Annotated in this window: 16 protein-coding genes and 1 pseudogene; 5 read left to right on the top strand and 12 right to left on the bottom strand. The window is 42.0% G+C overall.

What is annotated here, in order from left to right:
* Positions 1–197: 197 nt before the first annotated feature.
* From IPN35_06245 to IPN35_06225, 5 genes and pseudogenes are all read right to left on the bottom strand, one after another.
* Positions 198–386: pseudogene (locus tag IPN35_06245) on the bottom strand (transposase).
* A 265-nt stretch (positions 387–651) separates the two neighbouring features.
* Entirely contained in the window at positions 652–3,153 is a 2,502-nt protein-coding gene (locus tag IPN35_06240; protein ID QQS59152.1) for a type IV secretion system DNA-binding domain-containing protein, read from the bottom strand.
* 43 nt (positions 3,154–3,196) lie between these two features.
* On the bottom strand, positions 3,197–4,969 hold the full coding sequence (locus tag IPN35_06235) for an ATP-binding protein (GenBank protein QQS59944.1): 1,773 nt from the start codon (positions 4,967–4,969) through the stop codon (positions 3,197–3,199).
* Between the two features lie 611 nt (positions 4,970–5,580).
* Positions 5,581–6,738 (bottom strand): 30S ribosomal protein S1, encoded by a 1,158-nt coding sequence (locus IPN35_06230; protein ID QQS59151.1) that lies wholly within the window; start codon positions 6,736–6,738, stop codon positions 5,581–5,583.
* Between the two features lie 236 nt (positions 6,739–6,974).
* Positions 6,975–7,289 carry an MGMT family protein gene (locus IPN35_06225; protein QQS59150.1) on the bottom strand — a complete coding sequence of 105 codons (315 nt, stop codon included), beginning with the start codon at positions 7,287–7,289 and terminating at the stop codon, positions 6,975–6,977.
* Between the two features lie 40 nt (positions 7,290–7,329).
* Between IPN35_06225 and IPN35_06220 the strand changes: the two genes are divergently transcribed.
* Both IPN35_06220 and xth read left to right on the top strand, forming a co-directional pair.
* Positions 7,330–7,527 carry a hypothetical protein gene (locus IPN35_06220; protein ID QQS59149.1) on the top strand — a complete coding sequence of 66 codons (198 nt, stop codon included), beginning with the start codon at positions 7,330–7,332 and terminating at the stop codon, positions 7,525–7,527.
* Between the two features lie 14 nt (positions 7,528–7,541).
* Positions 7,542–8,318, top strand: a complete 777-nt coding sequence (xth, locus tag IPN35_06215; GenBank protein QQS59148.1) for an exodeoxyribonuclease III — start codon at positions 7,542–7,544, stop codon at positions 8,316–8,318.
* A gap of 4 nt (positions 8,319–8,322) precedes the next feature.
* Here xth and IPN35_06210 read toward each other — a convergent pair whose 3' ends face one another.
* Positions 8,323–9,717: a VanW family protein gene (locus IPN35_06210; protein QQS59147.1), complete on the bottom strand. Its 1,395-nt coding sequence runs from the start codon at positions 9,715–9,717 to the stop codon at positions 8,323–8,325.
* 120 nt (positions 9,718–9,837) lie between these two features.
* On the opposite strand from IPN35_06210, the gene pgl reads away from it, so the two are divergent.
* A complete protein-coding gene (pgl, locus tag IPN35_06205) occupies positions 9,838–10,491 on the top strand; it encodes a 6-phosphogluconolactonase (protein ID QQS59146.1) in 654 nt (217 codons plus the stop codon).
* A 182-nt stretch (positions 10,492–10,673) separates the two neighbouring features.
* Here pgl and IPN35_06200 read toward each other — a convergent pair whose 3' ends face one another.
* From IPN35_06200 to IPN35_06175, 6 genes are all read right to left on the bottom strand, one after another.
* The gene (locus IPN35_06200; GenBank protein QQS59145.1) at positions 10,674–10,982 is read right to left on the bottom strand and encodes a hypothetical protein; all 309 of its coding nucleotides are present in this window, start codon (positions 10,980–10,982) and stop codon (positions 10,674–10,676) included.
* Positions 10,983–11,008: 26 nt separating this feature from the next.
* Positions 11,009–11,908, bottom strand: coding sequence for a peptidoglycan-binding protein (locus IPN35_06195; GenBank protein QQS59144.1), 900 nt, complete (start codon positions 11,906–11,908; stop codon positions 11,009–11,011).
* Between the two features lie 152 nt (positions 11,909–12,060).
* The gene (locus IPN35_06190) at positions 12,061–12,702 is read right to left on the bottom strand and encodes a hypothetical protein (GenBank protein QQS59143.1); all 642 of its coding nucleotides are present in this window, start codon (positions 12,700–12,702) and stop codon (positions 12,061–12,063) included.
* Positions 12,703–12,742: 40 nt separating this feature from the next.
* The gene (locus tag IPN35_06185) at positions 12,743–13,354 is read right to left on the bottom strand and encodes a hypothetical protein (GenBank protein QQS59142.1); all 612 of its coding nucleotides are present in this window, start codon (positions 13,352–13,354) and stop codon (positions 12,743–12,745) included.
* 104 nt (positions 13,355–13,458) lie between these two features.
* Complete coding sequence (locus IPN35_06180) at positions 13,459–15,150, bottom strand: tRNA uridine(34) 5-carboxymethylaminomethyl modification radical SAM/GNAT enzyme Elp3 (protein ID QQS59141.1); 1,692 nt, start codon at positions 15,148–15,150, stop codon at positions 13,459–13,461.
* A 54-nt stretch (positions 15,151–15,204) separates the two neighbouring features.
* Positions 15,205–15,693, bottom strand: coding sequence for a ferritin (locus IPN35_06175; GenBank protein QQS59140.1), 489 nt, complete (start codon positions 15,691–15,693; stop codon positions 15,205–15,207).
* Positions 15,694–15,830: 137 nt separating this feature from the next.
* Here IPN35_06175 and trpD point away from each other — a divergent pair, with 137 nt between their 5' ends.
* Both trpD and IPN35_06165 read left to right on the top strand, forming a co-directional pair.
* A complete protein-coding gene (gene trpD / locus IPN35_06170) occupies positions 15,831–16,853 on the top strand; it encodes an anthranilate phosphoribosyltransferase (GenBank protein QQS59139.1) in 1,023 nt (340 codons plus the stop codon).
* 2 nt (positions 16,854–16,855) lie between these two features.
* Positions 16,856–18,253 (top strand): hypothetical protein, encoded by a 1,398-nt coding sequence (locus tag IPN35_06165; protein QQS59138.1) that lies wholly within the window; start codon positions 16,856–16,858, stop codon positions 18,251–18,253.
* The last annotated feature ends 512 nt before the right edge of the window (positions 18,254–18,765 follow it).

Raw genomic sequence — 18,765 nt, 5'->3', positions numbered from 1 at the left:
TGTGCAAGAAATAAATTCTGAAAATTGAATTCTCACATAAACCTATATCCGTGCAACAAATATCTGTTCTTCCGCATTTACAAAAATAGTTCGAAGCTCATCTATTAAGGGGCTCCAAGCTTTTGAGATTTAAGCGAAGTAAGGTTGTAAGGCTAATGCCCGTGAGGATTACCCGCTCTATTTTTATTTGATTCAATTTAACTTGAGAGGTTCTTTTTCCAACCGTCAGAATGGATAATACTTTTAGTCTCTATTTTTCTCTGAATGAAGCTATGAAGTGTTCTCCTATCACCACATCTCTCAATAATCTTTGTAAAGACTTTTCCATCTCTTTTTAGAAGTCCAACAACAGGTGTTTTTCCTGTTGCACCTCTTCCTCTTTTTCCTCTTCAAGTTAAATTGAACCTCATTGATTTCTGAAATGGTCTGTAGTTGGAAATAGGTTTATAAATCAATTTTAAAGTTTTGCAACAACAATCCTCTCTTTCGCATTTTCTGCTGGAGTGTAGTTGTATTGCTCTCCACACACGGAATCTAAATTAAAAAAACAGTGTCTGTCTTTCGAAGACTAATGCTGTTTTGGATCAGAGTACAACCCTAATCCAGTGCTAAAATCAAATTTTCCCCCTTGTGCTTCCTCTATTACTCTCTTTACATCACTCTTCGCGCAATTTCCCGACCCACAAATTCTCGATCACGTCCAAACTTGAGTCGTGAGAGCTGGCGAAATGCTTCTGCACCTTCATTGTCGGCTCCTGTAGGATCGTAAATGGTTTGTAGAGAAAAACCACGGCTAGTGGCGTTATTAATGTTGAGTTTTATATACGCCTGGTAATTTGCAATATTGATAAGATCTTGTTGCGAAAAAACGGGTTGAAACTCTTTTTCCATGGTTTCCGCATCGTGTGCACCAATCTTAAAACACATCATACTTCCGACATTTCCAAACACCGCATCACGAAGAGATGAATCTTCGTGTTTCCCTTTTCCCCCTTCACTGCTTTGCGTAATCTGCGAAATATACTGATGCGCCACAATCAAGTTGAGTCGATATTTTCGGGCTTCCGACAAAATAGAAGCAAACGAATCGGTCACAAAATTTTGAAACTCGTCGACATACAGGTAAAAATCCTTTCGTTCTTTTTCTGGTGTATCTACCCGACTCATCGCCGCCATTTGAATTTTACTCACCATAATCATTCCGAGGAGTTTTGAGTTTAAATCCCCTAATTTTCCTTTTGAGAGATTCACGAGAAGAATCTTTCGATTGTCCATGACATCTCGAAAATCGAACCCCGATTTTACCTGTCCCAAAATATTTCGAATTTGTGCATTCGTGATGAATGGTCCAAATTTACTCGCGAAATAGGGAATCATCTCCTCTTTTTCGCGTTGCCCGGTTTTTGCCATTTCTTTTTCCCAAAAGCTTTTCACCACAGGATTTTTCACCTTTGACTTTTTCATTTTCTCGTAGTTTATATCTGTAAAGAGCTTGGTGATATCAAGTAGTGTAGCGCCGTCTTCATCATCTGCCATAAGCGTCAACACGCCGTTTCGAAAGTAGTGTTGGAGACGCGGACCCATAATTTCTTCTCCATAGAGTTTAATAAAAATGGCAAGCGCCTCTTGAGAAATAAACTCTTTCTGCTCTTCTGTGTGCGCTTCGAGCAAGTTGAGCCCCATGGGACGCTCTAAATCTCCCGGATCGAACAAAATAACATCATCTGCGCGTTCGCGAGGAATATACGGCAAAACGGCTTCTACCAAATCTCCATGTGGATCAACAACACAGACCCCTTCTCCGTTTTGGAGGTCTTGTCGAATCATATTTTCAAGATTTACTGATTTTCCCGTTCCCGATTTTCCAATGCAGTAAAAGTGTCGGCGACGATCATCTCGTTTAATGCGTACTTCGCGTTTTTCTCCGCGATAATTGTTGTATCCTAAAAGGAGCCCTTCTTCTGGCAAATTGTGCGGTGCGGGAGCAATTTTAAACGTTTGCCATTGCAAATTCGGCATTTTGTTGTATTGCGCATTGGGAAAGTGAAACAGTGCCGCCAGTTCATCGGAACTGACAATTTGTCGAATCTGTCCCGTGGAGAGAAAGCGAGATAAGAGTACATTCCGGTTTCGAGAAAAATTGCGATAAATATAATCGCGCATCAATTTTTTTCGGGAATGTTTTGTGGAAGAAGAAAACCCATTGAGATTTGGTGCGCTAAATTGACTAAATGATGCTTTTATATTTGTGAGCTGAGAATTCGCTTCACGCTCGGTTGCCGCCGCAGTAACAAGGCGGATAACGACATCAAAACCTGGTTTGGAGGCTTTTTCTTCCATTGCCTTTATTTTCTCTTGAACAAATGCATTTTGCTCTGTTACTTTTGGCGTCTCTTCACCTCCACCTGATGGACCGCTAATGAGTATAGAGAAAAACGCACCCAAAATTCGAAACGGATTAAGTGTCTGAAAAATGGGCATGGAACTCTTTTGACTTGTGAGTTCTCCTGCCACCTTTTCCACTTTTTCTTGCCACGAATCTGGAACAGGTCGACAAACAATTTGAATGGCGGCTCCTTCTTTTACACGTATTTTACTGAGGGTGTTGAGAATATTATTGAGTGAATCTGACTCAAGCCTCGAAATAGTGCGAATGGGGGAGAAGTACTGTTTCGAGAGATTCATGGAACAACATGCGATTTTGTTCCCAGAAGTAAAAATATTAGGTGCGGGTGTTTCTTCTACAACTGCGTCGGGATAATAGCTTGTAATTTGCTTTTCCACGAGCTCCCGACTCGCGCGCGGAACACCGAGATGCATATATACTTCACCTCCGATAACCGAATATTCACAGGTGAAAAAATCTGACTGAAAGAGAAATTCACGAAACGTGCTCTCGCGAAGTGCATGAAGACTTGAGAAAAGCTGAGTCATTACACCAACCGTTTTCGTAACATCTTTTGCGGTTCCAAATTGTTCCCCCTCTGTATCACGATCTTCTTTACTGTCTTTCTTTGGAATAAGTACCTGAAGAAAGACCAAATCAAGTGCTCGCATACGATCTTTTGCGAAAAACAAAAAAATGCGAAACACAAAAAGACCAATTCCTGTGAGAAAGAATATGCCAACAGTGAGGAAGAGAACCGTGCTCATATCGAGAAAGAGTATCGCATATTTTTTCCCCTGTCGTCATTTCTCATTCAGCGGATTGTGATTTTAGGAGTTCTTCTGGGTCGGTAGTAATAATTTTGTCTTCTGTATAACTCGCGATAATCTGAATAGCAACATGTTTCATACCCGCAAAGAAAATTCCCTGTCCAACGCCAGAGTTGAGGAGCAAATATTTTTCTCCTTCTGTCAAGTTAAAGACCTTCTGGAGTGCGTCAATGGAGCTCGGTGATTGCTTTAAGAGGAGTTGCATAGAAGAGTTACTAATAATTGGCTTTCCGTAATCGGATTTCAAGAAGTCTTCTACATCCTGAGTAATGGTAGTAACACCGAGATAGTATTTGCGAGCGCGCTTTACGAGTCCATACAGAAATCGTGCAGAATCCTCATGTTGAATAAGCGTCCATGCTTCATCAATGACTAGCAAACGTCGTTTTAAAGAGCTTCGCACTCTGTTCCAAATAAAATTGAGAATGACAAAAATAGCAACAGAACGGAGACTATCCTCCAAATCTCGAATTTGAAAGACCACCATCTGACCATCGAGATCAATATTTGTGCGTTGATTAAAGAGTCCCGAAAAAGTTCCACGAGTATATTTTTCGAGTCGTTCGGCAAGCGATTCTGCACCTGCCATTCCTTCGAGCACCTCTTGTAAATCTTGCATGGTTGGCGGATCAACTTCTCCTGGGTTTTCCGTATCCATACGAATACCACGGAGTGCGTAAGTACTGATGAGTGCGCGATCCATAAGCCCTTCTTCTGTAGGAGTGAGCTTTCCAAGCATAAGGTTAAAAAGTCCGTGGAGCGTAATAATGTTTGCTCGGAGCAAATCCCCTGGTTTGACAACTTCGTCTTTTAGTGGCTTTGGTAAATCAAATGGATTGATACGTCTATCGGAATTAAGCGAGACTTTTAAAATGGATCCTCCGACCACATTGCAGAGTTTTTCGTATTCATTTTCTGGATCAATCACAATAATATCCGCGCCAATCATCATGTATCGCAACAGCTCCAACTTGAGCGCATACGATTTTCCTGCTCCCGATTTCGCGAAAATAACGGAGTTTGCGTTTTCGAGACTAAATCGGTCGAAAATAACGAGTGAGTCATTGTGCCGATTGAGTCCGTACAAAATTCCTTCGTTACTCGTGAGCTCTGAACTACTAAAGGGAAAACTTGTTGAGATAGGTGAAGTATTCATGTTTCGGTGAATATCGAGTTCATCCGAACAAATAGGGAGAATGGAGTTAAATCCGTGTTCTTGTTGTAAATCCGCCGAGCGCGTCAAAACTAATTTTCCCCCAAGAATTGATTCAAAATTGGCCTGAATTTTTTTGATTTTTGCTGGATCATCCGCATAAATAGTGAAGTAGAGTCCAAAGTGAAAAAATTTTTCTTGCCCTCGCTGGAGCTGATCCCGAAGTTCTTCCGCATCTTCAAGAGCGGCTTCTATAGCAGGATCTCGCACCATTCCCTTCTCACGATTCATGTGCATGCTCGACTGCATTTGTGCCACCTTATTACGAAGCATTTTAAGAATAGCGGCAGAATCACTCGGATAAATGAACATAGAAATATCCATGGTCACATCGAAGTTCACAATAGGAGAGAGCCAGTTTGCTTCAATGTATCGCGGATAGGAGTAAACAAAAAAAGTTTTGGCATAGGTGTCTCCAATGCGAATCCATTGAAAATTTACCTCCATAGAGCTTGGTGCGATGAGATCACGAATTGTTGCCATACCCTCACGATATTGTTTTTCTGCTTCTTTAAGGCGCATTAATTCTGTCTTGTTCATATTTTTACCCTCACCTTCTTTTCCTTGATTTTGGTCTCCTGAGGAAGCCTTTGGCAGAGCAGAAGATTTTTTTTCTCCTCCAAACAAACTTCCAAATATTCCATGAGATTTTTGTGGGGTCAGTTGAGTGGGAATTATCGCCGGCTGAATATTTGGTGGCAAAGGAGAAGGTACTATTTGATTTTCTCCCTGCGGAAAAGGGGCTACTGCTCCCATTGGCGAAGATGAATTTGTGGGAAGAGAAATAGGAACTTGCGGTGTTTGTTGACCGTATACGTCCTGCTCAGGATTGAACCTTTTTCTATTTGCAAAAAGATTTCCCACAGCATCTCCTCCCAAAGGGGTATTTGGGCGCATGTTTGGAACAGGAACTGCCGCAGGAGAAGGATATGGATTTTGTTCGTCCGGCATGATTTTTTGTTTTGTGTGAGACAAAAGATTATCCCCCTATCTTACCAATTTTTTCGCATTTTTTCAACTTGAAGACCAATGGCAAAAAGTTTGCGTTTGGATTTTGATATTTCGCGCTTCGAGTTCTACTGCTTGTTTCATATTTTACACAAAAAAAAGTGCTGGAAAGCACTTTCTCTTGATATCGAGCAAAAAACTTCTTATTCCTCTTCTGTGCTAGACTCCTCTTTTTTAGAAGATTTCTTCGTTTTTTTTTCCTTTTTTTCATCAGACTCCTCTTCTTTCTTTTCCACTTTAAGTCTCATAGAAAGCTTCAAATTGTGGTCTTCTTCATTAATTCCAATCACCTTCACTTTGACCTCATCACCAACACGCCCTACTTCATCTGGGCGAAGCTCGGGATCTTCAAATTCTGAAACGTGGACGAGTCCATTGAGATTTCCGTCGATAGTAACAAAGAGTCCAAAATTTGTGACTTTGTTCACTGTTCCTTTTGTGATGGTTCCCTCTGGATATTTTTCAATAAGCTCTTTCCAAGGATCTTTCTGGAGACGCTTAATAGAAAGGGAGATTTTATCTCCGTCAATTCCAATAACTTGCGCTTTTACCTCATCTCCTATTTTAAAGAATTCGTAATGGTTCCGTGGTGCATCCCAACTGAGTTCAGAAGTATGAATGAGCCCTTCAAGATTTCCAAAGGTAATAAAGACACCAAACTTCACAACACCGTTAATGACACCGCTAACGGCATCTCCCACCTTTAGGTTTTTAATTTCCTTGTTGCGGATTTCGCTCATTGCCTCACGCTCAGAGACAATAATTTTATCATTTCGAAGAAAGGTAATAACGCGAACAGAAAACTTTTTTCCCGTAAAGCTTCTGAGCTTCTCGATAATCGCTTGTGCATTTGCTCCATCAACACGCGGATAATTTTGCGGTGCAAGCTGAGAAACCGGCAAAAAGGCATGAACACCATTCGCATCGCAAATGAGTCCTCCTTTATTTGCTTCTTTAGCAACCACTTCAATAATTTCTCCGTTCTCAAGACATTTTTCAAAATAATCCCAGTTTCTCATCTGACTTGCTTTTCGAAGGGAGAGGATCATCATTCCCTCTTCGTTCTCTTCATCAAGCACAAATGCCTGAATCTCATCTCCTGCTTGTACTTTTTTTGTTGTACCAAAGCCATCGTGCATCTCACGTCCTGCAATAATTCCTACCGCAACACCGCCAACAGAAACAAGGAGATACCCTGGCTCTTTAGCAACAATAACACCAGAAACAACGTCTCCGGGTTTTGGCATTTGAAAAGTGAACTCCTGAAGAAGGGAATTCATAACAGAATCTTCTTGTTTCATAGAAATAATAAGCGGTCTTTTCGAAAAAAAAACAAACGACGCCTCCCCCAAAGGTTGCTGAACCCCGAAAACCGCGCAAAGGATCAGCGTGGACAAAACGCGACATTAATTCTCGCAAATATTTCCGTTGCGAGTCAATTAAAAAAAACGACATTTCAACAAGAAAAGCCTTTTGGTCTTGGTATGGTTTAATACCTCATTTTACGATCGTTCGCCACAAAGCCTAATGAAAACTGCTAGAAAAATCGAAACACTTCTTTTTCTCTATCCACTATTTTTCCATTAACAATGGAAATGCCTTCCGCAGAAAGTCGTCGATTTTTTTCTTCTGTTCCGAGTGCGTATCCGCCAATATTTCCGTCGCTCCGCACCACTTTATAACACGGAAACGTGTCTGGCTCTGGGTTTTTACTGAGGAGTGTTCCCACTGCTCTCGCGGCGCGAGGAACTCCCATGGCTTTTGCTATTTCTGCGTATGTTGTTACCTTTCCTTTTGGAATCTCTTGAAGAAGTGATTGTAGCCGAGAGAGGGAAAAGTTGTTTCGTGTCATATTCCGATTCCGTTATACTGCCGAAGCTTTTGTATTGTCAATGTTCCCTGCTACGGTCGAAAGCTCAAAAAGGGTGAATCTGAACGCACTGCGAAAAGAACTCGAAGAATCAAAGCTCAGCTTTGGAAATGCGGAAGATCTTGAGCGTTTTCTCAGAACCTATCTTGGTGCGATTTCTTTATTGGGAATTCTTTGCGACATATGGGAAACCAAGAAAATTCCCATCAGAACTCTTTAATCTCTCTCTTGGTTATGATTATCATTTCTTGGAACGTCAACGGTATTCGCTCAGTTGAGCGAAAAGGTGAGCTTTTGCCATTCTTAGTAAAATATCGTCCCGATATTTTGCTGATGCAAGAAACAAAAGCAACACCAGAAAAACTCTCTGCTGAACTCCGCGAACACCCAGAATATCATCAGTTTTATCATTCTGCGGAAAAACCAGGGTATGCCGGAACCGGCATTTGGGTAAAGAAATCTTTCTGCAAAAACCCCTCCTTTTCCTCTGGAATGCCGTTATTTTCTGACACAGAAGGAAGAATTGCTCGAGTTGATATTGATTCAAAAAAGACAGTGCTAGGAATCTACTTTCCGAACGGAGGAAAATCGGAGCAGGCATGGGAAGAAAAGATTGTTTTTTATAATCTCTTTCTCGAGTATATGAATGCGCTTCGCGAAGAAGGACGAGAAGTTATCTGGGCAGGAGACGTAAACTGCGCGCATGAAGAAATTGATATTGCTCGTCCCAAAGAAAACAAAAATTCCATTGGATTTTTGCCAGAAGAGCGAACATGGGTTACTCGTGTCATCGAAAACAATTGGAAGGACGTGTTTCGCGAAAAATATCCAAACGTAGCGCAATACTCTTGGTGGCATCTCCTTTCTGGCGCTAGAGCGCGAAATGTGGGGTGGCGAATCGACTATGTGTTTGCGGACAAAGCCTTATTTTCAAAAATACAAAGAATTGAATATCTCAGTGAACAAATGGGTTCCGATCATTGTCCTGTACGCTTAGAAATTGATTGGTAACTACTTAAATGACCGATACCTCTTCATCAGATGCTTCTGCTGAAGCTGGCGAAACCCCAGTGACGCTCCAATTACGGCGTGGCTGGTATCGAGAAAAGAAAGAGTAGATGAGTGGTTCGGCGCTCTCTTTTGAAGCAAATTCTATATCGGATGTTTTTCGAAAAATAATTCGTGTCCATGACGCATCAAATCCTTCTACAGCTTTTGAAAGCCATTGCGTTTCTCCTGGGGCAAGCTTCTCACTCGTTTGGTGAAGAGCAGGGAGCGCCGCGACGTGCCTTCCAATAGTCGGACCAAGAAGTTTTACCTGTCGATCGTCTCGCGTACCGTAGAAATGAAATCGGAGCTTCTTCGTTTCTCGATTCATGGTGGTTTGCACGAGAATAGCACCCTTCGTATCATTTACAAATTTGAAGTCTTTATTTCCCGGATAAATAGTAGCATCTGTGCCCCACGGTTCGTAATAACTTACAGCAAATGAGTGTGGATAGCGTTCGGCAATAGGAAGTCCGGCAAGGAGTGCCGCACGAAAGGCGGTGCTACTCACCTGACAAAGTCCACCTCCATATTCTTTATCGAGCCGTGACCCAACAATAACAAGTTCTGGCAGATATCCATGATCAGCGTCCACCGGCCCCAAAGCATCATTAAAGCTTCCTGTTTCCCCTTCTGGAATAAGGTATCCATTCAACTGTAATGAACCAACTTCCACATTCTGCATACGCGCCCACGAGCTTCCCGAAAAATCTGATTCCCCCACAGAAACGAGATCAGAAATACCACTTTTCGAAAGCTCTTCATCATCAACGGTTATTTTTGGACTTGTAATAGTTACCGGAAGCTCTACCCGATCCACTCCCTCTTTAAGAGCAGTTTCCAACAAAATACGTGTTTTTTCTCGATCCACTACTTTTCCAAACATGCCGGCACCTTCAAACTGAATATCTCCCCCCTCTCCTCGAAAAATCCGAACATCTTGTGTCTCTTGTTCTACGTGTGGCAACACATATTCTTCAAGAAAAGCATTAAGTGCATTTTGATCGACTCTCCATTCTCCAAGATGTTTTTCTACTGGAAAAGGAGAAGAATTCCCATCTTCTTCTATAGAAAAGACTTCTGCATTCTCTGGGGCAATTGATTTGAAAGCTGAGGGAATAATTTCTTGTCCTCGAAAAAAGACCTGTTCTTCACGTTGAAAAAAGTTTGGTACTTTGGTGAGCGGAAGACGAAAATTGGAAAATTCATGAGAAAAAGTGATCGTCGTATTCCATTCTTGTGGAGGAGAATCAGTATTTTTCTCCGCAAAAACAGAGGGGAAATACGAAAACACATTCAAAAATATCGATGCCAAGAAAAGGAATTGAAACTTTTTTGAAGAAAAAATCATAATGATTCTCATTTTTTTTCGCGAAAAACCTCCGCGGAGAGTATCATACCTTCTTTTTTGCCTTTGACAAGCTTTTTTTTTGGAAAAAGAAAAGGGAAATCGAAAGAATAAAGAGGGTGTTTTTTAAGGTGTATGAATTCTCCTCAGGTTTTCCGCTTTCAAGAGAAAGAAGAATGGGTACAAAGTGCCGTACGTGAAATTCTTGCAGATACCCCAGATCCGTTTCTTCTTGCGCTTTCTGGCGGATCAACTCCTGCGCCAGTTTATGAGGAATTGGCGAAACGAGTATTTCCTTGGGAAACGGTAAGCGTGTTTTTGGCAGATGAACGATGCGTTCCGCCCAATCATCCTGATGCAAATGCAAAACTCATTCGAGAATCGTTTCCGGTTCCGGCACGATTCTTTTTGCCAGAAACAACTTCTCCCGATTGTGGAGCAAAACACTATGAAACTCTTTTTCGAGAACAAGGAGGCGTGTTTGACGTTGCCGTATTGGGCATTGGTCCAGATGGACACATCGCTTCACTTTTCCCCCATTCTCCTGCGCTTTCTGAAGATCACAAATTGGTGACAACTTCTGAAACGGAACAATTTGCCGTGCGTCAACGCATTACGTTTACGCTTCCTGTGTTGCTGAATGCGAAAAAATTAATAGTGTTATTAAAGGGGAAATCGAAAGAAGAAGTACTGACGGAATGGTTTTCTGGGTCATTGTCTTCAGAAGAATTTCCAGCAAAATATTTATTAAAGCATCCATATTGTTTTGTGTTTTTTTATGAAGAATAGAGGAATGGCTTTCTTATATATGTCATGCCGGATTTAATCCGGTATCTCCTTCATTTTTGGTCAATTCAGGATCTTTTGAGATTCCGTACTGAGTACGGAATGACAAAAAAAATTGCGGATCAGAATCCACAATGACAAATGGTTTTGTCATCTTTTTCTTGATTCAAAATATTGTTTTCGATTCAAAAAAATCGAGAAAGAAGATTGCTCAGAAAATTTGCTCCCGGAACATCACGAAGCAGACCAAATATTTTCTGTTCGTCTTTTTCATATCCATCAAAACGGGCGTCTATTTTTGCTCGTTCCATGTCTAAAAGTGCTTGTACTTCTGGAGGAATATCTGTTGCTGTTATTCTTAACTGGGGAGGTTTCTCTTCTGTTTTTGTGGGGGAAGGAACAACAGGCACTCCCTTGGCGTTTTGTGTGTGTCCGCAAGAAGCGCAACACGAAAGAACGCCACTTTTTGGCGTGGGAATTTCAATCATAAGCATGCCACATTTTGGACAAGGAAGAGGCATTAGCCGTTGAAACCACCCTGAAGATAAATCTCATTACCAGATTCGTTGAATCTCCTCATTTTTCCGCCTTTTTCCATATAAGCATAACTCTCTCTTCCGTGAGAGTGATCACGATTAGTGATCACTTCAATAGGCTGTACTGTTGGCATATTCGTAATGCTAAGGTTTCCTTCTACTCTTTTCATGGGGATAATGTACGTTTTCCAAGGCTCTCGGAGATTCCAAACTCTTGGTGACATATCTGGTTTGCAAAAAATGCCATTCTCTCCAGAAAAATAGACTGATTGTGTTTTATCTCCGATGAAGACATCTGCACCAACTCCTTCTGAGATTTTTCCTTGCCGTATTTCATCGACAATGCTTTTCCCAAGATTTTTGTTATTCTCTATTGCTGTTAGATCAAGACCTTGAAGCGCCTTCGTATAAGGACGAGTGTTTGCTTTTTCAGAACTTGATGGAGTAATACGTTTTTTGATTTCTGCTCGTTCTTTCTGCACTCCTTCTCTTGTCTTCTGTTCTTTTTGAATCATGGTGAGCACCAAGAAGGCAGTTGTATTTCCAAAAAGACCATCGGGGATAATATTCTCCTTGGGGAATGTTTTTTTGAGATCTTCTTGAAGTTGGCGCACAGCATTTTTGGTGTTATTTCCATAGTCTCCGTCAACACCATTCGTACTCGCTCCACTTTTGCCAATGTCGTATCCCAAATCAACAAGGGTTTGCTGAATTTTTTTGGCATAATCTGATTTTTTATAATTTCCGCCATTAAAATTTTGATTACTAAGAGCCTGTTGAACATTTAAAAGCGCAGCATGAGGAAGCAGTATTATTTTTTTTTCAAGATAATTCGAATTGCCACTCTCTAAAGAAAATCGAGGCGACTCTGGTGAAAGAAACATTCTTCTCTCCTCATAAAACTCAAAAGAGCGTGGCGAAAAGGGAGAAGCATGGTGTTGATTCATATTTTATTTTTTTTTATTATACTAAAAATTTGCAAAAGAAAAAAGCCCTGCAATGCAGGGCTTTTTTCTGGAGTAATAACTCTATTTTATCAATCTCCTGACCCACTACAATTCATACCTCTATGACCAGCACAATCGCCTAAGGTTTCTGAAAAAGCACTAGAAGATGATCCCGCAGATGCAGCTCCTCCATAGCCATCTCCTCCTTCAGAATAAGAAGATCCTCCTTCTCCACCTTCTCCTCCATAGGCGGTTTGATCTTGCTCCTGTTCCTGGTGTTGTTGTGCATTAGAAGTGGAAGTAGAGCCATTATCCAAACTAGTTATTTCACTGGTCATTACTTTTGTTTTGAGCCCATGATTTCCAATGGCATATCCTACTGCTCTCGGCAAAGCAGAGAGAACGGCAGCACCGATAGCGGCGAAAGCATGCTGATCTGCCTTTAAAATGACATCTTTCCCATCTTCTTTACTTTCGGAATAAGCTGTGACCTGTTGTTTTCCTGTTGGTTTGAGAATATTGCCTCCAGTGGCGTGATCAGCAAAAGTTATTGTTCCGTTCTTCAGTGGAACGCTTGCTACGTTGAGCTCTGCAGCGCAACCTCCAACTCCAAGAGCACTTGCAAAAGCGGCAACACGGGCAACATTTGATTTCCGAATACTATCAAAAATGCTGTTTTTCGTTCTTGAAGAATCAGTTCTCCTTTCAGAAAGATGGTCGGGAGTTTTCATGACATTCATAAAAAATAAAAAAGAAAAAAATTGAGAAAACTTATTTTTCAATCACTACAGGGGTTCCTGCTCCATTGCAGTGTGCTTCGACCATATTTCCATCTCTGTTATAACCATAACGACAATCAGAATGTAAGATTTTGATAATGAATCTATTTGTTTCTTTTACGACTGTTTCGGGAGCTCGTACTCCCGGAACTCCATTTCCGCATTCTGTTGAGAGTACGCTTCTTTTCGTATGAGGATCTGTCAAAAGAAACTCTTCAGATTCACACGCTCTTGTTGTCCTGCTCAAAGGTTCTCCATCAGGAGTATAGGTGTTAAGGGTAATTTCCCCGTTACATTTTTCTGATCGAAAATATTTTTCAACTTCTTGAGGGCTAGAAAACGAATATCCCATTCTTTGCAGTTCCGTTTGAACCTTTTCCCATTCTTTTTGATTTTTCTGAAGATAGTGAATAAATTCTTCTGGCGTTCGTGATGCTTTGTGAATAAGAGGATGCCCTCTTTCTTCTGCGGAAGCATTAATACTACTGAGGGCGATAAGAGCAGAGAGTGCAATTGCTCTTGCTTTCCCATCAAATTTTTCACCTTCCTGAGTAACAGTATTTGTTGTTTCGTTATTTTTTATCTCTAATATTTCTGGTGACATGAACGATAAAAAAAGAAAGGGATTCACTTTTTATCGTTATTATAGAAACTTGTCAAATTATTTTTTTATTGAAAAATATATTTTCCTCTTCTCGAAGAGGAGCGTTACAATTTTTCGAATTCTTTTCTCACATATGTTTCTGCATCAATAAATCCGAGTTTTCGATAATACTCTCGGGCGCCAACACCGGCAATAACGGTTATTGCTTGCAATTTTTCCGCACGACATATTTTTTCTGCTTCTTCTAAGAGTCGTTTTCCAAAACCTGAATGTTGAGGTTTTCCGCCAGATTCTCCGCCAATGGGTATTGCAGAGCCGTATGTGTGAAGCTCACGCACAATTCCGGCGTTTGCAAGCGCACGAAAGAGAGCCTTTTCCGTTTTGCCCGGAATTCGAAGTCGCAAGAGCGCAAGAAGCGTTTTATCCGCAAGTTCCATGCTCAAGAAATGCTCCATTCCTCCAGCCACTAAATAACTCCGTTGTACAAATTTGGCTTGTTTTGGGTCATATTCTCCTCCACGAATTTCTCGACAGCGGATGCACTGACAATATTTTCCATCTTTCCTCATCTCCTCCTGCAAGAGTTGGCGCAGATTTGTTGTTTTGCTTCCCCCCAAAATTGCGGTTCCCGGAATATCGCGAATAAGACGTGAAATGCGTATCCATGGCGGAGTGAGACGTTTTATTTCGAGAAGGACATTGCGGAGCGTTTCTTCGGAATATGGCACGTATTTTCCCGAGGAATGCCATTTTTCCAGTTCTGAAAACGGCACCACAGAACACGGGTAAATCTTCACAAGATCTGGACAAAAATCAGGGTTTTCGCACACCTCTCGGTAGACTTCGATGTCCTTTTCTGGCGTGGAACCGGGAAGCCCTGGCATAATGTGGTAGCAAATTTTTAGTCCTGCTTGGCGTAAAAGTGCAGTGGCACGCACCACTTCTTCTCGTGTTTGGAGGCGTTTCGTAGTTTTTGTAATGGTATCATCGAGCGTTTGCACACCTATTTCTACGCGCGTGCATCCCAGTTTTCGCAAGTCTCGAATTTCTTCTGGGGTAATGCATCCCGGACGAGTTTCGAGCGTGAGTCCTATTACTCGACAATCTGCCGTTTCGTTTCTTCGTATTTCCTCAGAGAGTGATCGCGCGCGCGCATTTCCGTTAAACGCCGCATAACACCTTGTGAGAAATCGAGTACGAACCGCTTTTGGGTAATCGGAAAACGTGCCGCCTTGTACAATGAGCTCGCATTTTTCTGCGGAGTGTCCTGTTTTTCGGAGTGCGGCGATTCGTCGAGAAATTTGCAAAAACGGATCAAATCCCGACAAAAGCGCGCGCATAGCACCCGGTTCACTACTTAAATAGCTCTTTGGCATCACAATAGTGCTGGGTTTTTGAAATGCCTTTGGAATAGATTGCAGACCATATTTTTTTTCGGAATCTTTGTGAAAAAGAGTTTTTCCACCAACATCCGACCGCTCAAGTGGGCAATAGACACATGCGCTTTTGCATGGTCCGGGCGGAAGGAGAACCGAAATAGGGGCAATGCCAGAAAGCGTTCGGATACCTCGTTTCATAAGGAGTCTCTGGAGATCGGGTACAGGAGAAAGCGTTCCGTTTTCTACGAGTGTTTCGTACGCAGAAACGAGGAGCGCATCGGGAAAAGTGTTGATGCCCATTTCTCGGCAAATGGCGTTTTTTGCTACGGAAAGCGCCTGCTTTGTCTTTGCTTTTTTCTGAGAAGCAAGAAGCACAACCTGCTGTGCCGCCAAGAGAAGTTGTTTTTTCAAATTCATAAATAGCGTGGCATGAACATACCGTGTTCTTGAGAATGATAATAGCTTGAAACACTACGCACGTGCTCCCATTTCTTTATCGAGAAACAAAATTCCTGCGGGATCTTTGCCAATAAGTTCAAGTCGCTCCAACACTTTTTGTGCGGTTGACTCTTCTTCTACCTGTTCTTCCAAAAACCAGTGGAGAATAGTTTTGGTAGCATGTTCTTTTTCTGCAATCGAAAGATCGACAAGTCTATTGATGGAGTCGGTCACCTCTTTTTCGTGCTCAAAAACATCACGAAAAACGTCTGCAACTGAACCCCATTCTTTCCGTGGTTTTTCAAGCGCCTGCAATTCGACATCTGCTCCACGATTATGAAGATATTCAAAAAGACGCATGGCGTGCCCGGTCTCTTCTTTTGCTTGTACTTTCATCCACTGTGCAAATCCATCAAGATTTTTCTTTACACACCACGACGCCATAGAAAGGTAAATGTATGCCGACTGAAGTTCGTTTTTAATTTGGTCGTTAATTGCCTGTGCGACCTTTGCGTTCATCATGTTGAGGAGAAAAAGAAAAACTACCAAAAAAAGGGTACGCCTCCACTCACAAAGGGGCAACCTGTTTCGCAATCATCAATAATCTCTTTTTTGAAGCCCTAAAAACAGGCATACTTTCTCACGATTTTCTCGTAATTATGCTTGCTGATATTCGAAAAACTCTCATTGCTAAAAACACTCTTACGCAAGAACAGATGGCATTCTTTTTGCAATCATCTTTTTCGGGAGAACTTTCGGATGCGGAAAAACGAGAAATCCTCGAACTACAAAACACAAAGGGAGTTTCAGCGGATGAAGTATTCTTTGCAGCACAAATACTCGGAAATTTTTCGGAAACGTTCCCCGCAATTGATGTTTGCGGAACAGGAGGAAGCGGTTTACCAAGAATAAACGCAAGTACCCTTTCGGCGTTTGTGCTGGCAGCACTAGGAATTCCGGTGGCAAAGCACGGAAATCGTGCGAGCAGCGGACGATTTGGAAGTTTTGATCTTTTGGAAGTGCTTAATATTCCCATCAATCTCTCACCGGAACAATCTCGGGGATGTGTGGAGAGCGTCGGAATCGGATTCTTTTTCGCACCACGATGTTACCCAAATATGGCGGCATTTGGCGCTGTACGGAAAGAAATGGGCGTGCCGACAATGTTCAACCTGCTCGGTCCGGTGCTTTCTCCACTCAATCCCGAAGCACAACTCATAGGCGTTTCGAACAAAGAGTATATGTCACTTCTTCTCAAAGCATGTACCGGTATGGGACGAAAAAAGGTGATGGTTGTGCATGGCTCCGATGGACTCGATGAGGTTACCGTGACAGGAGCAACGCATATTGTCTCTTCTCAAAATGGAGAATCAATTATTACACCCGAAATGTTCGGGCTTTCTTCGGTTTCTTTTTCCGAAATTCAAGGAGGCGGACGAGAAGAAAATCTCGCATTTGCACGCGAGTTTCTCTTTGAAAAACAGGTGAATTCTTCTCGGGCGCATTTAGTACTCGTGAACACTGCCGTGGCACTTTCTGTATTTGAGGGGGGGGATTTTGAAGGAAATTTGAATCTTCAAAAAAACTTCCAACGTGCGCAAGAGGCGGTCCGAAACGGTTCTGCGGAGGCAGTATTTCGAAAGCTCCAAGAGAAGGCGATTTCTTGTGTTTCTTCTTTGTAAGTATGTCAGATATTCTCGATACCATTGCAGAGGCGAAACGCACAGAGATAAACGCCCTTCCCGATATTTCTGAATCGCTTCCACAAGCGGAACGTGATTTTTACGCGGCACTCCAAAAATCCGTTCACAATGATATTCCTCGGCTTATTGCAGAAATCAAGCCGGCTTCTCCGGTTTCTGGTGCGTTACTCCCAAAAAATGCTGATATTGGAAATATTGCCCAAGCATACGAAATAGGTGGTGCATCCGCGATTTCTGTTCTTGCCGATACTTCATTTTTTGGAGGATCGTACGAAAATATCCGCGCGGCAAAATCCGCCACAAAAGCCACTCCTATTCTTTGTAAAGAATTTGTTCTTTCGGAAAAGCAAATTCAAAGAGCACGTTTTTTTGGTGCGGATAGCGTTCTGCTCATTGTGCGTCTTCTTTCTCAAGAAGAGCTTTTTCGTCTCCTCTCCTGTTCTCGATCTCTTGGAATGGAACCACTTGTCGAAATTGCCGATGAAACAGACCTTCACAAAGCACTCTCCACCGATTGCAAAATTATTGGCATCAACAATCGCGATCTTGCCAATTTTTCGCTCGATATTGGACGAACATTTCGTTTGGCGCGTAATATTCCGCAAGACCGAATATGCTTGAGCCTTTCGGGATTTTCTGGGGCAGATGTTCGCTTGGTTCAATCCGTGGCGAATGGCGTTCTTGTGGGAAGTCACCTCATTCGTTCTGCAGCGGAAGATGAAAAGCAAGATTTTTATGAAGCGCTTCGAAAAAAAACACAATTTCTTGTGCATCCTGCTCCGCTTATAAAGTTTTGTGGCGTTCGTTCAGAACAAGGATTTCGTTTGGCGGAAGAACTCGATATTCCGCTTCTCGGACTCAACTTTGTTCCCACTTCTAAGCGATGTATTTCCGCATCCGTTGCAGAAACTCTTTCTGCGTTTCCGCGCAAAAAAATACGTTTTGTAGGTGTATTCCAAAATCAAAATCCAGAAGAAGTACTTCAAATATGTCAAAAATACCACCTCGATTTTGCGCAACTCTCGGGGCAAGAATCCGCAGATGATTTTTGTGGATTCCCTATTTCTCTTATTAAGGGAATTTCTGTGGGAGAAAATCTTCCGTTTCAAGAAACGCTTTCTTCTTGGAAAAATGTGGCGGATGTCTTTTTGTTTGATGGCGCGCATCCTGGTTCGGGGAAAATATTTCCATCAAATATGCTTCCCAAAATGACAAAACCTTTTCTCGTGGCAGGAGGAGTGACGCCGGAGAATGTTCGGGAGATTCTTGAAAAAACAGAAGCAGATGGAACAGATACAGCAAGTGGAATTGAAAATGAAAGTGGAGAATGGGATGAAAAACGAATGAAGGAATTTCGAGACCACTCAATCATTTTTTAAAAAGGAAAAATCATTTCCCTACAAAAAAACGCCATCAGATGATGTGCGTTTTTTTGTTTTGGTGTTTTTCGCGTTTTGGTTCCATCCTGCCAACGATAAACAAAGTTTTGTTGCGGGGAATCCTTTTGTCGCGAAACGGGTGAGTCGAACCAGACTCGTTTTTCTTGCCTTCCTCCGGAGGTGTTTTTGGTCGTTCCTGCGACCTGCTCGTTCTCATGCAGTCGAGAAAGAAAAATCTTTCTGCCCATGTGAGCATTTTTTGTATGAGGCGGGGTTTTCACGTGGCTCTTCGGTGAAAACCTTCTTGGAAAGCGAAGAAAGGAAAACGTTCTGTAGGTGTTGCGGTCAAACCGCTTTCCTTTCTTGCTGAATTCTTTTTTCCAAAAGATTCAAATCATTGTATCGAAAAATGTGACGAGTCGCAACCTTTTCTGTCCAAAAATTCTTCTATTTTCTGCCACCACCAAAATATCCGCCGAAGGATAGGATTGCATACACATTTTTGATAGATA

This window comes from Candidatus Peregrinibacteria bacterium, assembly GCA_016699755.1.
In the GTDB taxonomy this organism is placed as follows: domain Bacteria; phylum Patescibacteriota; class Gracilibacteria; order CAIRYL01.
The sequence above is the reverse complement of the archived record's forward strand: the minus strand, read 5'-3'. Positions and strand labels throughout refer to the sequence as shown.

Excerpts from the sequence above, each read along its gene's own strand:
- IPN35_06230 (QQS59151.1), bottom strand. The coding sequence starts at position 6,738 with ATGAAACAAGAAGATTCTGTTATGAATTCCCTTCTTCAGGAGTTCACT.
- IPN35_06210 (QQS59147.1), bottom strand. The coding sequence starts at position 9,717 with ATGAGAATCATTATGATTTTTTCTTCAAAAAAGTTTCAATTCCTTTTC.
- IPN35_06180 (QQS59141.1), bottom strand. The coding sequence starts at position 15,150 with ATGAATTTGAAAAAACAACTTCTCTTGGCGGCACAGCAGGTTGTGCTT.
- IPN35_06240 (QQS59152.1), bottom strand. The coding sequence starts at position 3,153 with ATGAGCACGGTTCTCTTCCTCACTGTTGGCATATTCTTTCTCACAGGA.
- IPN35_06225 (QQS59150.1), bottom strand. The coding sequence starts at position 7,289 with ATGACACGAAACAACTTTTCCCTCTCTCGGCTACAATCACTTCTTCAA.
- pgl (QQS59146.1), top strand. The coding sequence starts at position 9,838 with ATGAATTCTCCTCAGGTTTTCCGCTTTCAAGAGAAAGAAGAATGGGTA.
- IPN35_06200 (QQS59145.1), bottom strand. The coding sequence starts at position 10,982 with ATGCTTATGATTGAAATTCCCACGCCAAAAAGTGGCGTTCTTTCGTGT.
- xth (QQS59148.1), top strand. The coding sequence starts at position 7,542 with ATGATTATCATTTCTTGGAACGTCAACGGTATTCGCTCAGTTGAGCGA.
- IPN35_06195 (QQS59144.1), bottom strand. The coding sequence starts at position 11,908 with ATGTTTCTTTCACCAGAGTCGCCTCGATTTTCTTTAGAGAGTGGCAAT.
- IPN35_06220 (QQS59149.1), top strand. The coding sequence starts at position 7,330 with ATGTTCCCTGCTACGGTCGAAAGCTCAAAAAGGGTGAATCTGAACGCA.
- trpD (QQS59139.1), top strand. The coding sequence starts at position 15,831 with ATGCTTGCTGATATTCGAAAAACTCTCATTGCTAAAAACACTCTTACG.
- IPN35_06190 (QQS59143.1), bottom strand. The coding sequence starts at position 12,702 with ATGAAAACTCCCGACCATCTTTCTGAAAGGAGAACTGATTCTTCAAGA.
- IPN35_06175 (QQS59140.1), bottom strand. The coding sequence starts at position 15,693 with ATGATGAACGCAAAGGTCGCACAGGCAATTAACGACCAAATTAAAAAC.
- IPN35_06185 (QQS59142.1), bottom strand. The coding sequence starts at position 13,354 with ATGTCACCAGAAATATTAGAGATAAAAAATAACGAAACAACAAATACT.
- IPN35_06165 (QQS59138.1), top strand. The coding sequence starts at position 16,856 with ATGTCAGATATTCTCGATACCATTGCAGAGGCGAAACGCACAGAGATA.
- IPN35_06235 (QQS59944.1), bottom strand. The coding sequence starts at position 4,969 with ATGAACAAGACAGAATTAATGCGCCTTAAAGAAGCAGAAAAACAATAT.